The sequence below is a fragment of the Streptomyces sp. JN8 genome (genome assembly GCF_055808075.1).
The window spans coordinates 1909930-1923416 of sequence record NZ_CM147852.1 but is presented as its reverse complement, the minus strand read 5'-3'; the positions used below and the strand labels follow the sequence as shown (position 1 = coordinate 1923416).

Here is a 13487-nt window from a genome sequence, read left to right as displayed (position 1 = left end):
CTCCGCAGCGGACCGCGACCCACTCGTCCGCCCAGTTCCGGCGGGTGATGGGTTCGGCCGTCGCGCCCGCGGTGAGGGGAGGCGCCACCGGGCTCCCGCACACGCAGGGGAACACGGGTGCCGCGTACGCCTGCGTGCGCAGGCACTCCGGGCAGTGCACCGGTACCGACTCGCCCACAACCAACCCCCTGTCGTTCCGTCCCATCGTCCACCCGACGGACGCCCCGGGGGGAGGTGTTCGGCCACTTCCCCGTATCCCGACGGTCGGACTTCTCTTGACGGCTCTCCGGACCCCGACCTACATTGCTTCCGTATAGCAGAACAGCATTTCCGCATTACGGAAACAAGTCGCTCCGGGCTTTCGAGCCGACCGGTGGGCTTGGATCCGCCCGGCCGAAGCAGGAGCACTCCCATGCCTCGTATGACCGCCGCCGCAGCGGCCGTTGAGATCCTCAAGCGCGAAGGCGTCACCACCGCGTTCGGCGTGCCCGGCGCGGCGATCAACCCCTTCTACCGCGAGCTCAAGAACGTGGGCGGCATCGGCCACACGCTGGCCCGCCACGTCGAGGGCGCGTCCCACATGGCCGAGGGCTACACCCGGGCCAAGGCCGGCAACATCGGTGTCTGCATCGGCACCTCCGGCCCGGCCGGCACCGACATGATCACCGGCCTGTACTCGGCGATCGCCGACTCGATCCCGATCCTGTGCATCACCGGCCAGGCCCCGGTCTCGAAGCTCCACAAGGAGGACTTCCAGGCCGTCGACATCGCCTCGATCGCCAAGCCCGTCACCAAGGCCGCGACCACCGTCCTGGAGGCCGCGCAGGTCCCCGGCGTCTTCCAGCAGGCCTTCCACCTGATGCGCTCCGGCCGTCCCGGCCCGGTCCTCATCGACCTGCCGATCGACGTCCAGCTGACCGAGATCGAGTTCGACCCGGAGACCTACGAGCCGCTGCCGGTCTACAAGCCGCGCGCCACCCGCGCCCAGGCCGAGAAGGCCCTCGGCTTCCTCCTGGAGGCCGAGCGCCCGCTGATCGTCGCCGGCGGCGGCATCATCAACGCCGACGCCACCGACCTGCTCGTCGAGTTCGCCGAGCTCACCGGCATCCCGGTCATCTCCACCCTGATGGGCTGGGGCACCATCCCGGACGACCACGAGCTGGCCGCCGGCATGGTCGGCGTCCAGACGGCGCACCGCTACGGCAACGCGACCTTCCTGGAGTCCGACACCGTCATCGGCATCGGCAACCGCTGGGCCAACCGCCACACCGGTTACAACCTGGACGCCTACACCAAGGGCCGGAAGTTCGTCCACGTCGACATCGAGCCCACGCAGCTCGGCAAGATCTTCGCCCCGGACTACGGCATCGCCTCCGACGCCAAGGCCGCGCTGGAGCTCTTCATCGAGATCGCCAAGGAGTGGAAGGCCACCGGCCGGCTCCCCGACTTCTCGGCCTGGGCCGCCTCCGCGCAGGAGCGCAAGGCGACCCTGCAGCGCCGTACGCACTTCGACAACATCCCCCTGAAGCCGCAGCGCGTCTACGAGGAGATGAACAAGGCCTTCGGCCCGGAGACCCGCTACGTCACCACCATCGGCCTCTCGCAGATCGCCGCGGCCCAGTTCCTGCACGTCTACAAGCCGCGCCACTGGATCAACTGCGGCCAGGCCGGCCCGCTCGGCTGGACCATCCCGGCCGCCATCGGCGCCGCCACCGCGCAGCCGGACACCCCGGTCGTCGCCCTCTCCGGCGACTACGACTTCCAGTTCATGATCGAGGAGCTGGCGGTCGCCGCCCAGCACAAGGTCCCCTACGTCCACGTCCTCGTGAACAACGCCTACCTCGGTCTGATCCGTCAGGCGCAGGGCGGCCTGGGCATCAACTTCGAGGTCAACCTCGAGTTCGAGAACATCAACACCCCGGAGATCGGCGTCTACGGCGTCGACCACGTCAAGGTCGCCGAGGGCCTGGGCGTCAAGGCGATCCGCGTCACCGACCCCGACAAGCTGGGCGAGGCGTTCGAGCAGGCCAAGAAGCTGGCCGTCGAGCACCAGGTCCCGGTCGTCGTCGAGGCCATCCTGGAGCGCATCACCAACATCGCGATGAGCAAGACGGTCGACATGAGCGATGTCACCGAGTTCGAGGACCTGGCCACCGAGCCCGGTCACGCGCCGACCGCGATCAAGGCCCTCCAGGTCTGATCGTCCCCCTCTCCGGAGGGACCGACCCCCGCCCCGAGGAGCACCGGGGCGGGGGTCTCCGCACGTCCGGCCACCGGGACCGTACGACGCGGCCGGGCCCCGCGGCTCAGCGCTGGGCCCGCACCAGCACCGCGCCCGCCTCCGTCCACTCGTACAGCACGGACCGGCCCGCCCGGCCCCGGCGCACGAGCCCGGCGTCGAGCAGCACCCTCAGATGCCGGCCCACCGAGCCGAGGCCCTGTCCGGTGAGGGCCACCAACTGGCTCGGTGACAAGGGGGATCCGAGCCGTACGAGCACCCCGGCCCGCGCCGTGCCGAGCAGCGTCCCGAGCGCCTCGGGCACCACCGTTCCCGCCGCGTCGGACAGAACTCCCGCGCAGGGATAGACGATCGCGCTCCGCTCCGCACCCTCCCAGGACACCCAGCCGGTCATCGGCGTCACCGGGACGAGGAGCAGCCGCCCCCGGACGAGCGTCCGCGCGGGATAGTCACGGTCGTTGACCTGGAGCCGCCCGTCGCCCAGCCAGCGCATCTTGCCCGGGCACAGCTCGTCCAGCGCCGCGGCCCAGCCGTCCCGGCTCAACCGCGCCGTCCGCGCCGTCACGTCGGCCTCCAGGATCCGCCGCCGGCGCGCCCAGTCCGGCAGCACCATCTCCCGCCACACCCAGCCGAGCACGGCCGCGAGCCGCGCCGGCAGATCGCGTGCCGAGCGCAGCGGCTCCGGCACCGGCCCGCCGATCGCCACCGCCAACTGGTCGACCGCGGCCGCAGGTTCGGTCGCGAGGACGGCCGCGACCTCCTCCTCGAAGGACCGCTCGCGGTCCCCCGGAGGCGTGGGCGTGAGGAAGTCGGCGTTCCAGGTGCGCCCGATGGCCGCCCGCACCAGCAGCGCGTCGAGCGGCTCGGCCGCCAACCGCTCCCGGTAGGCGGGCAGATGGCGCCGGAACCAGGACCGCTCGCCCGGGTGCGTGGACGCCCCGGCGTGCAGCGTCTTGAGCGACGCGACCGTCTCGGCGAGCGGCGAGAGCAGGAACGCGCTGCCCGCCAGGGTGTCCGTGCCGATCCGCCACCAGCCCATGTTTCGCCTCCCCGCGAAACAGTACCGAGCACCGGGAGGCCCGCGGAGACTCCCCGCATGCCCCGCTACCGCGTCCTCTTCCGCACGCCCGAGTTCACCCCGCTCTTCCTCACCGGCGCCGCGCACACCGCCGCCCAGACGATCGCCGGACTCGGGCTCGCCACCCTCGTGTACCGCGCGACCGGCTCCCCGCTCCTCTCCGCCCTGGCGCTCTTCGGGCCCTCGCTCGCCCAGCTGGTCGGCGCGACCACCCTGCTCTCGGCCGCCGACCGGCTGCCGCCGCGCGCCGCGATCGCCGGGATCGCGCTCTTCTTCGCCCTGGGCACCGCCGTCCTCGCCGTCCCCGGGCTGCCGGCCTGGGCGGTCTTCGCCGTCCTGTTCGCCGAGGGGCTCGCGGCCTCGCTCGGCGGCGGCGTGCGGTACGGCCTCCTGCACGAGATCCTCGCCCGGGAGCACTTCCTGCTCGGCCGCTCGGTCGTGAACATGGCCGTCGGCGTGTGCCAGATCGGCGGGTTCGCGACCGGCGGCGCCCTGATCGCCCTGCTGTCCCCGCGCGGCGCGGTCCTCGCCGGCGCGGGCCTCTACCTCGCGGCCGCGGTCCTCGCCCGCACGGGCCTCGGGGCGCGCCCGCCCCGCGCGGCGGGCCGGCCCTCGGTCGGCGAGACCTGGCGCACCAACCGTCTGCTGCTGTCCCCGCCGGCGCGGCGCCGGGCCTACCTGGCCCTGTGGGTGCCCAACGGGCTGGTCGTGGGCTGCGAGTCCCTCTTCGTGCCGTACGACCCCGAGCGCGCCGGTGTCCTCTTCGCCTGCGCGGCCTTCGGGATGCTGGCGGGGGACACGGCCGTCGGCCGCTTCCTGCCGGCCCGGCTGCGCGAGCGGATCCGCTTCCCGCTGCAGGCCCTGCTGGCGGCCCCGTTCCTGCTGTTCCTGCTGGATCCGGCGTTCCCGCTCGCGCTCCTGGCGGTGACGGTGTCGGCGACCGGGTACGCGGCGAGCCTCCTGCACCAGGAACGGCTGACGTCCCTGGTGCCGGAGGAACTGGGCGGTCACGCCCTCGGGCTCCACGCCTCGGGGATGCTCGCGCTGCAGGGGGTGAGCGCGGCGCTCGCCGGCACCCTCGCCCAGTTCACGTCGCCGCGCACCGGGATGGTGCTGCTCGCCCTCGCCTCGCTCGCCGTCACCTGCGCGCTGGCGCGGGCCGAGCGTCCGGCGGTCAGCGGGACGCCGACGAACGGATCACGACCGTCTCCTCGCAGGGACCGTCGGCGAACAGCTTGAGCGCCTCCACCTCGTCCTTGTCGGCGGACAGGCCCCAGCGCAGCTTCGTCGCCACCCAGTCCCCGACGTAGCGGCAGTACCGCGCGGCGTCCGCGGGGACCCAGTCGGCCGGGTCCCGGCCCGCCCTGTCCCGGAGGCTGCGGGCGGTGACGGCGACGAGGGTCGCGGGGGCGCCCTGGTCGTTGGCGAAGCGCTCGCGCCGGTCCGCGGTCCAGCCGGCGGCCCCGGACTCCCAGGCCTCCGCGAGCGGCACCAGGTGGTCGACCCGGAGCGCCGCCGGGTCGGAGACGCCCTGGCCGTCGTAGGGGGAGGTCCAGCGTCCGCCGGTCAGCGCGCAGCCGGGCCCGGTCGCGGGGGCGTCGACGGCCTCGGCGAGCAGGACCTCGGAGCGCGTGTCGCAGCCGTCCGCCGGGTCGAGGCCGGCGTTCCAGTGGGGGAAGGCGCCCGCCGTGAAGCCGTCCGGGGCCTCGGCCGCCTCGGTGAGCCCGGCCAGCGCGTCGGGCAGCATCACGACGTTCGCGGAGAGGGCGGGGGAGGGGACGGCGAGCGGGGAGAGGACGAGGGCGAGCGGGGTGAGCCCGCGCAGCACGTTCTTGATCATGTACGAGTGGATAGCGCCGGCGGCGGGTGCGGTGGGGCCGCATCGCGGGGCGCTCCCCCGAGCGGGTGCGGATGTTCACCGCAGAAACGATGCGCTGGGCCGAGCACCCGAAGGGCGCGGAGGGCCCGGGACCCGGGCGGCGTGCTGCGGCCGCCGGACCGGGCGACGTTCCCGGTCCGGCGGACCGGGAACGTCGCCGCGGCGTGGCGCGGACACGAAGAAGAGCGCGGAACCAGGGACCGTAAACCTGGTTCCGCGCTCTCCGGCTTGTGACCGCCCGACGGCACGAGGCTGGCGCGACAGGACGTTCGCGCCGCCGGGCGGAGTCTGGAGGGTTCCTCCGGAGGGATCCGTTCGGGGACTCCTCGGGAGGGCGTTGGGACCGCGGCGGTGCCGACGGGCGGCCGGTGGTCCCCTTCTTTCAGGTCAAGAAGGGGGACCGGCGCCCTTACCACCGCACTGGCTCGGCGCCGCCGCGGTCCTCACGCTTGTCCGGATCACCGGCCACCCCTCATCCGGGTCGGCGATCCGGACCACGTACGACACTGACCTCCCGTCAGGTGCCGTACGCAGTCTGGGTGCTGTCGGCCGTCAGTCCTGGCGCAGGGCTTCGACGGCCTCGGCCACGCGCTTGCCGTAGTCCGCGTCGGCGGCGGCGAAGTGCGCGAGGTTCTTCTCGATGACGTCCTCGCGGGACACCTGGGACAGACCGCCGGCGATGTTGGCGATCAGGCGCTTCTTCTCGTCCTCGGACATCAGGCGGTAGAGCTCGCCGGCCTGGAAGAAGTCGTCGTCCTTGGTGTGCTGCGGCGCCTCGTGGGTGCCGGTCCAGCCGTGGATCGCGAGCGGGGCGGAGAGCGCCGCGTCGGTCTGGGCCGGGCCCTGGTACGAGTTGGGCTCGTAGTTCTTGTCGTAGCGCGAGCCCTGGCGGGTGGCCATGGCGCCGTCCCGGCCGTAGTTCTCGGCGACGGTCGCCTTCGGGGCGTTCACCGCGAGCTGGGTGTGGTTGACACCGAGGCGGTAGCGGTGGGCGTCGGCGTAGGCGAAGAGGCGGCCCTGGAGCATCTTGTCCGGCGAGGGGCCGATGCCCGGGACGAAGTTGTTCGGGGAGAACGCGGCCTGCTCGACCTCGGCGAAGACGTTGTCCGGGTTGCGGTCGAGGACCAGGCGGCCCACGCGCTGCAGCGGGTAGTCGCTGTGCGGCCACACCTTGGTGAGGTCGAACGGGTTGAAGCGGTACTCCGCGGCCTCGGCGGCCGGCATCACCTGGACGTACAGGGTCCAGGAGGGGTTCACGCCCCGCTCGATGGCCTGCAGCAGGTCCGTCTGGTGCGAGTTCGCGTCCTGGCCGACGAGCTCGGCGGCCTGGTCGGCGGAGAGGCTGCGGATGCCCTGGTTCGTCTTGAAGTGGTACTTGACGAAGAAGGCCTCGCCCGCCTCGTTGGTCCACTGGTAGGTGTGCGAGCCGTAGCCGTTCATGTGGCGGTACGAGGCGGGGATGCCGCGGTCGCCCATGAGCCAGGTGATCTGGTGGGTGGCCTCGGGGGCGTGCGCCCAGAAGTCCCAGACGTTGTCCGGCTCCTGCTTGCCCGTGAAGGGGTCGCGCTTCTGGGAGTGGATGAAGTCGGGGAACTTGATCGGGTCCTTGATGAAGAACACCGGGGTGTTGTTGCCGACGAGGTCGTAGTTGCCCTCTTCGGTGTAGAACTTCAGGGCGAAGCCGCGGGGGTCGCGGACGGCGTCCGCGCCGCCGAGGGAGTCGGCCACGGTGGAGAACCGGATGAACGTCTCGGTCTTCCTGCCGACCTCGCCGAGGAAGTTCGCCTTGGTGAAGCCCGTGACGTCGTCGGTCACCTCGAAGTACCCGTACGCGCCGGAGCCGCGGGCGTGCACCACGCGCTCCGGGATCCGCTCACGGTTGAAGCGCGCGAGCTTCTCCAGCAGGTGCTGGTCCTGGAGGAGGAGAGGGCCACCGACGCCGGCGGTGGCGGAGTTCTGGTTGTCGGCGACGGGGGCGCCGGACTCGGTCGTAAGCACGCGCTTCGACATCGTGACCTTCCGTACGGGAGCTCTGGTGACGGTGCGAGGAGCGTAAATTCGGCTCGAACGTGGCGTCAACAGTTTGTTGAAAATGAAGTGTGGTGTTCCGGTCGGCGGCGGCGCCTGGGCGCGACAGGACAGTTGTCAGCGCCGCCGCCGACCGGAAATCTGGGGCCCCCGCGGGCGGGGGCGCGGGGTCAGACCTGCTGGCCGGAGAGGCGCTCGACGGCGCGCAGCAGGGCCGAGTGGTCCAGGCCGCCGTCACCCTGGGCGCGCAGCGAGGCCACGAGCTGGGCGACGACCGCGCCGACCGGGAGGGCCGCACCGACGTTGCGGGCGGCGTCGGTGACGATGCCCATGTCCTTGTGGTGCAGGTCGATGCGGAAGCCGGGCTTGAAGTCCCGGTTCAGGAAGTTGTCCTTCTTGCGGGTCAGCACGGTCGAGCCGGCCAGACCGCCGTTGAGGACGTCGAGGGCGGCCTGGAGGTCCACACCGGACTTCTCCAGGAAGACCACGGCCTCGGCGCAGGCCTGGATGTTGACCGCGACGATCAGCTGGTTGGCCGCCTTCACCGTCTGGCCGGAGCCGTGCGGGCCGCAGAGCACGATGGTCTTGCCGAGGGCCTCCAGGATCGGGAGGGCCTCGTCGAAGTCGGCCTGCTCGCCGCCGACCATGATCGAGAGCACGGCCTCGATGGCGCCGGCCTCGCCGCCGGAGACGGGCGCGTCGATGACGCGGATGCCCTTCTCCTTGGCGTTCTTCGCCAGGTCCACGGAGGTCTGCGGGGTGATCGACGACATGTCGACGATGAGCGCGCCCTGCTTGGCGTTCTCCAGGATGCCGTCCGGGCCGTAGGCGATGGCCTCGACCTGGGGGGAGGCGGGCACCATCGTGACGATCACGTCGGCGTCCTTGACGGCCTCGGCGATCGAGGCGGCGGAGGTGCCGCCGGCCTTGGCGAGCCGGTCCAGCTTGTCCTGCTCCAGGGTGAAGCCGGTGACCGAGTAACCGGCCTTGATCAGGTTCTCGGACATGGGGGAGCCCATGATGCCGAGGCCGATCCAGGCGATCTTGGGAAGGTTGCTCATGAGGGTGCCTCTCGAATACTGGTCGTACGGGGGAGGGTCGCGGAGCGGGAGGGCCGCCGGCCCGGAGGCCGGCGCTCGGGGGTGTCCGCTCAGCGGGCCGGGCGGGCCTCGGCCGGAAGCCACTCGAAGGACGCGGCGGCGTCGGCGGCCTTGTACTCCAGGCCGATCCAGCCCTCGTACCCGGCCTTCTTCAGCTCGTCGAGGAGCTGCTCCAGCGGCAGGTCGCCGGTGCCCGGCGCGCCGCGGCCCGGGTTGTCCGCGATCTGGACGTGGCCGGTCTTGGCCGCGTACTCCGCGATGACCCGGCCGACGTCCTCGCCGTTCATCGACAGGTGGTAGATGTCGAGGAGGAACTTGGCGTTGCCGAGCCCGGTCGCCTCGTTGACCTTGTCGATGACCTCGATCGCGGAGGGGGCGCTCACCAGCGGGTAGAGCGGCGACTCCGGCTTGTTGAGGGTCTCGACGAGGAGGATCGCGCCGATCCGGTCGGCCGCGCGGGCCGCCAGGACCAGGTTCTCCAGGGCGAGGGCGTCCTGGACCTGGGGGTCGACGCCCTCGACGCGGTTGCCGTAGAGCGCGTTGAGCGCCTTGCAGCCGACCGAGGCGGCGAAGTCGGCGGCGACCTCGATGTTGGCGCGGAAGCGGTCCGACTCCTCGCCGGGCACGGAGAGGGCTCCGCGGTCGGGGCCGGGCAGCTGCCCGGCGTAGAAGTTCAGGCCCACCAGCTGGGTGCCGGCGTCCTCAAGAGCCTTCTTGAGGGCGTCGAGCTCGCTCTGCTCGGGGGTGGCGGTGTCGATCCAGGGCCACCACAGCTCGACCGCGGTGAAGCCCGCCGCGGCGGCGGCCGCGGGGCGCTCCAGGAGCGGGAGTTCCGTGAAGAGGATCGACAGGTTCACATCGAAGCGCTGGTCCGTGTATCCCATGAGGGGCGGCGCTCCTTCCGTATCGCGGAAGTAAGTTTCTGTCTGACGGAATGTTGCAAGGCGTGGGAGGTGCTTGTCAAGAGGTCCCCGCAGGTCCGGGGCTCCCGTAGGCCCCCGCGGGGCCGTAGCGTGGGGCCATGGTGCGTTTGAGAGTGGAGTTCACGACCGAGCCGTTCGACCTCGACGAGGCCCCGGCGCACGCGGTCGTGGCCCGTGAGGTCATCCAGTCGGCGGAGCTCGACGCGGTGGACGTCGGCCCCTTCGGCAACACGGCGGAGGGGGGTGCCGACGCGGTGCTCACCGCCGTCGACGCCCTGCTGCGCCAGTCGCTCGCGGCCGGCGCCACCCGAGTCTCGCTCCAGGTCAATGTGCTCGGGGAGGGCGAGAAGTGAACGATCACCCGTTGGTCGCTGCCGTGAAGCCGCTGGTCGACGCCATGGGCGCCGAGCTGCTCGTCCCCGCGCAGGCGGAGGCGGACGACGTCGTCCTGTCCTGGGAGGGGGAGGACGTGCTCGCCGTACGGCTGCCCCAGCTCTCCGACTCCCTCGACCACATCCTCGCGGCGATGGAGCGGCGGCACGGGATGCCGCTGGCCGATCTGGACCGCAAGGCCAAGCAGGAGGCCGTCCGCCTGCTGGAGGCCCGCGGGGCCTTCGCGGTGCGCCACGGGGTGGAGACGGTGGCGGGGGCACTGGGTGTCAGCCGCTTCACCGTGTACAACTACCTCAACAGGGAGACCGCCCTGAGCAGGGAAAAGGCCGCCAAGGCCGAGTAGTTGATCATGCGTGACCCAAAGCCGTCGTCCGGATGTCGGGACGACGGCTTTTGCGTGGCCGAGTTTTCAACAAAGTGTTGACGTTGTGTTGCGGAGGGCGTTAGCTATCCGCAGCCCGTCCGACGCACAGCGAAAAACAGCCACGGAGGCTTCCCGTGACTTCAGGTACGACACCGGGCCTCACCCGGTTCAACACATCCGCGGACAGCGAGGCCCTCGCCGCGCTCCACGAGGTGTGTTCCAGTTCGGCGTGGGGGAGCAAGATCCTCGCCCAGCGCCCGTACTCCACCGCCGAGGCTCTCTTCCTCGCCAGCGACGCCGCCATGGCCGAGCTGACCGCCGAGGACCTTGCCGAGGCGATGGCGGGGCACCCGCCGATCGGTCGTCCGAAGGCCGGGGACCCGACCTCCTCCCGCGAACAGAGCGGGATGGCCGGCGCCTCCGCGGAGCTCAAGGCCGAGATGCTCGAACTCAACCTGGCCTACCAGGACTCGTTCGGACACGTCTTCCTGATCTGCGCCACCGGCCTGACCGGTGAGCAGATGCGCGACGCGCTCCGGAAGCGGATCGAGAACTCGCCCGAGGAGGAGCGGGAGATCGTCCGCACCGAACTGGGCAAGATCAACCGCATCCGGCTGACCCGACTCGCAGAGGAAGAGAGCTCCGCATGAGCACCGACACCACGGCCTCGGTGTCCACCCACATCCTGGACACCAGCATCGGCCGCCCCGCCGAGGGCGTCGCCATCACGCTCGCGGCCCGCAGCGGCTCCGACGCGGAGTGGGTCGCGCTCGGCGGCTCCGCCACCGACGCGGACGGGCGCTGCAAGGACCTGCCGGCACTGCCGGAGGGCACCACCCACGTCCGTCTCGACTTCGAGGTCGAGACGTACTTCTCCAAGAAGCAAGCCGAGGCGCAGCAGGACGCCCCCCGCGTAAGGGACAGCGGTGCGTTCTTCCCGGAGGTGGCGATCACGTTCGCCGTCACGCCGGGCGAGCACTACCACGTACCGCTGCTGCTCAACCCGTTCGGCTACTCCGTATACCGAGGGAGCTAGCAGACATGCCCACGATTCTCGGCCAGAACCAGTACGGCAAAGCAGAGAACCGCGTCGTCAAGATCACGCGGGACGGCGACACCCACCACATCAAGGACCTCAACGTCTCCGTCGCCCTCTCCGGCGACCTCGACGACGTCCACCTCACCGGCTCCAACGCCCACTGCCTCCCCACCGACACGACGAAGAACACCGTCTTCGCGTTCGCCAAGGAGTACGGCATCGAGTCCGCCGAGCAGTTCGGCATCCACCTCGCCCGCCACTTCGTGTCGAGCCAGGAGCCGATCAAGCAGGCGCGCATCCGGATCGAGGAGTACGCCTGGGAGCGCATCGCCTCCTCCGAGGCCAACTCCAAGTTCATCGGCGCCGACGAGGTCAACCACTCCTTCGCCCGCAAGGGCCAGGAGACCCGCGTCACCCAGATCACGTACGACGGCTCCCGCTGGGAGGTCATCTCCGGCCTCAAGGACCTCGTCGTCATGAACTCCACCAACTCGGAGTTCTGGGGCTACATCAAGGACCAGTACACGACGCTCCAGGAGGCGTACGACCGCATCCTGGCCACGCAGGTGTCCGCCCGCTGGCGGTTCAACTGGACCGACGACGAGCAGCGCATGCCCAACTGGGAGCGGTCCTACGAGCAGACCAAGAAGCACATGCTCGAGGCCTTCTCGGAGACGTACTCGTACTCCCTCCAGCAGACGCTGTACCAGATGGCCACGCGCATCATCAACCACCGCTCGGAGATCGACGAAGTCCGCTTCTCGCTCCCGAACAAGCACCACTTCCTGGTCGACCTCGAGCCCTTCGGCCTCAAGAACGACAACGAGGTCTACTACGCCGCCGACCGCATGTACGGCCTCATCGAGGCCACCGTCCTCCGCGACGGCGCCACGGCGCAGATCCCGGTCGACATGACCAACCTCTAAGCGGCGTCCGAGTGACCGGCCCCCGCCCGCAGTCGGGCGGGGGCCGGACCGGACCGGAGGGATTCCCATGGCACAGCCAGCAAAGGGGCCGGCATCCGCCGAAGGCCCGTGTTCCACCCCGCCGGACACGACCCACGGGGTCCACCCGGTGGACGAAAAGCTTCCCGCCTCGCGGCTCGTCCCCGCGGCGCTCCAGCACATCGCCGCCATGTACGCCGGCGTCGTCACCCCTCCGCTCATCATCGGCCAGGCCGTCGGCCTCGACGCCGCCGGGATGACCCGGCTCATCGCCGCCAGCCTGCTCATCGCCGGCTGTGCCACCATCCTGCAGACCCTCGGCGTCGCGGGCTTCGCCGGCAACCGGCTCCCCTTCGTCAACGCCGCCTCCTCCGCCGGCATCGCGCCGATGCTCGCCATCGCCGAGACCAGCGCTCCTGGCCACGAACTCCCCGCCATCTACGGCGCGGTGATGGTCGCCGGAGTGTTCTGCCTCGCCGTCGGCCCCTTCTTCGGCAGGCTCCTGCGCTTCTTCCCGCCGCTCGTCACCGGCGTCGTCATCACCCTCATCGGGGTCACCCTGATGCCCGTGCCCGTGGGTTGGGCGCAGGGCGGCGACCGGACCGCCGCCGACTTCGGCGCCATGAAGTACCTGGCCCTCGCGGCGTTCACCCTCGTCGTCATCCTGCTCTTCCAGCGCTTCGGCAAGGGCTTCGTCAAGCAGATCGCCCTGCTGCTCGGCCTCTTCATCGGCACCCTCGCCGCGATCCCCTTCGGGATGGCCGACTTCACCGCCCTGCGCGAGGCCCCCGTCGCGGCCCTGCCCGCCCCCTTCGCCTTCGGCACGCCCGAGTTCCAGCCCGCCGCGATCCTCTCCCTGTGCATCGTGATGCTGGTCCTGATGACCGAGTCCAGCGCCGGCATGCTCGCCCTCGGCGAGATCTGCGACCGGCGCAGCGACGGCCGGACCATCACCCGCGGACTGCGCACCGACGGCATCGCCACCCTGATCGGCCCCGTCTTCGGCGGCTTCCCGACCTCCGCCTTCGCCCAGAACGTCGGCGTCGTCTCGCTGACCCGGGTGCGCTCCCGGTACGTCGTCGCCGTCGCCGGCGGCGCCCTGCTGGTCCTCGGCGCCTTCCCGGTCCTCGGCGCGGTCGTCTCCATGGTCCCGATGCCCGTCCTCGGCGGTGCCGGCATCGTCCTCTTCGGCTCGATCGCGGTCAGCGGCATCCGTACCCTGTCGGAAGCCGGCCTCGACGACAGCTCCAACATCATCCTGGTGGCGGTCGCGCTCGGAGCGGGCATCATCCCGCTCGCCGCGCCCACCTTCTACGCCGACTTCCCCGCCTGGGCGCAGACCGTGCTCGGCTCCGGCATCAGCGCCGGCGCACTCGTCGCCGTCCTGCTGAACCTGTTCTTCCACCATCTCGGCACCCGGAGCCGTCACGCGGCCCCGGCACTCAAATCCTCCTAGGGTCCTGCCGTGCCCACACCATCCCCGAGGAATGAAGGAAGCAC

At 71.1% G+C, this 13487-nt stretch carries 13 protein-coding genes; 8 read left to right on the top strand and 5 right to left on the bottom strand.

The window, feature by feature from the left end:
- Positions 1–412: 412 nt before the first annotated feature.
- On the top strand, positions 413–2200 hold the full coding sequence (gene gcl, locus ACY0MR_RS08325; RefSeq protein ID WP_473560034.1) for a glyoxylate carboligase: 1788 nt from the start codon (positions 413–415) through the stop codon (positions 2198–2200).
- 106 nt (positions 2201–2306) lie between these two features.
- Here gcl and ACY0MR_RS08320 read toward each other — a convergent pair whose 3' ends face one another.
- On the bottom strand, positions 2307–3278 hold the full coding sequence (locus tag ACY0MR_RS08320) for an ArsR/SmtB family transcription factor (protein WP_473560032.1): 972 nt from the start codon (positions 3276–3278) through the stop codon (positions 2307–2309).
- Between the two features lie 57 nt (positions 3279–3335).
- On the opposite strand from ACY0MR_RS08320, the gene ACY0MR_RS08315 reads away from it, so the two are divergent.
- Positions 3336–4556, top strand: coding sequence for an MFS transporter (locus tag ACY0MR_RS08315; RefSeq protein ID WP_473560030.1), 1221 nt, complete (start codon positions 3336–3338; stop codon positions 4554–4556).
- Here the strand turns inward: ACY0MR_RS08315 and ACY0MR_RS08310 are convergent.
- From ACY0MR_RS08310 to ACY0MR_RS08295, 4 genes are all read right to left on the bottom strand, one after another.
- Positions 4492–5157: an HNH endonuclease gene (locus ACY0MR_RS08310; RefSeq protein ID WP_388807067.1), complete on the bottom strand. Its 666-nt coding sequence runs from the start codon at positions 5155–5157 to the stop codon at positions 4492–4494. The genes ACY0MR_RS08315 and ACY0MR_RS08310 overlap by 65 nt on opposite strands.
- 591 nt (positions 5158–5748) lie before the next feature.
- Positions 5749–7206, bottom strand: a complete 1458-nt coding sequence (locus ACY0MR_RS08305; protein WP_361859510.1) for a catalase — start codon at positions 7204–7206, stop codon at positions 5749–5751.
- 188 nt (positions 7207–7394) lie between these two features.
- The gene (locus ACY0MR_RS08300) at positions 7395–8285 is read right to left on the bottom strand and encodes a 2-hydroxy-3-oxopropionate reductase (protein WP_388807069.1); all 891 of its coding nucleotides are present in this window, start codon (positions 8283–8285) and stop codon (positions 7395–7397) included.
- An 89-nt stretch (positions 8286–8374) separates the two neighbouring features.
- On the bottom strand, positions 8375–9208 hold the full coding sequence (locus ACY0MR_RS08295) for a TIM barrel protein (RefSeq protein ID WP_361859504.1): 834 nt from the start codon (positions 9206–9208) through the stop codon (positions 8375–8377).
- 140 nt (positions 9209–9348) lie between these two features.
- Between ACY0MR_RS08295 and ACY0MR_RS08290 the strand changes: the two genes are divergently transcribed.
- The 6 genes from ACY0MR_RS08290 to ACY0MR_RS08265 all read left to right on the top strand — a co-directional run bounded on the left by ACY0MR_RS08290 (position 9349) and on the right by ACY0MR_RS08265 (position 13443).
- Positions 9349–9600 carry a YkoF family thiamine-binding protein gene (locus tag ACY0MR_RS08290; RefSeq protein ID WP_148003012.1) on the top strand — a complete coding sequence of 84 codons (252 nt, stop codon included), beginning with the start codon at positions 9349–9351 and terminating at the stop codon, positions 9598–9600.
- 44 nt (positions 9601–9644) lie between these two features.
- On the top strand, positions 9645–9983 hold the full coding sequence (locus ACY0MR_RS08285) for a helix-turn-helix domain-containing protein (protein WP_388807143.1): 339 nt from the start codon (positions 9645–9647) through the stop codon (positions 9981–9983).
- Between the two features lie 155 nt (positions 9984–10138).
- On the top strand, positions 10139–10654 hold the full coding sequence (uraD, locus tag ACY0MR_RS08280; protein WP_361859501.1) for a 2-oxo-4-hydroxy-4-carboxy-5-ureidoimidazoline decarboxylase: 516 nt from the start codon (positions 10139–10141) through the stop codon (positions 10652–10654).
- On the top strand, positions 10651–11040 hold the full coding sequence (gene uraH, locus ACY0MR_RS08275) for a hydroxyisourate hydrolase (protein ID WP_266898335.1): 390 nt from the start codon (positions 10651–10653) through the stop codon (positions 11038–11040). The genes uraD and uraH overlap by 4 nt, the downstream gene beginning before the upstream one ends.
- 5 nt (positions 11041–11045) lie before the next feature.
- On the top strand, positions 11046–11969 hold the full coding sequence (gene pucL, locus ACY0MR_RS08270) for a factor-independent urate hydroxylase (RefSeq protein WP_388807074.1): 924 nt from the start codon (positions 11046–11048) through the stop codon (positions 11967–11969).
- A 67-nt stretch (positions 11970–12036) separates the two neighbouring features.
- Entirely contained in the window at positions 12037–13443 is a 1407-nt protein-coding gene (locus ACY0MR_RS08265) for a nucleobase:cation symporter-2 family protein (RefSeq protein WP_388807076.1), read from the top strand.
- Positions 13444–13487 lie beyond the last annotated feature (44 nt).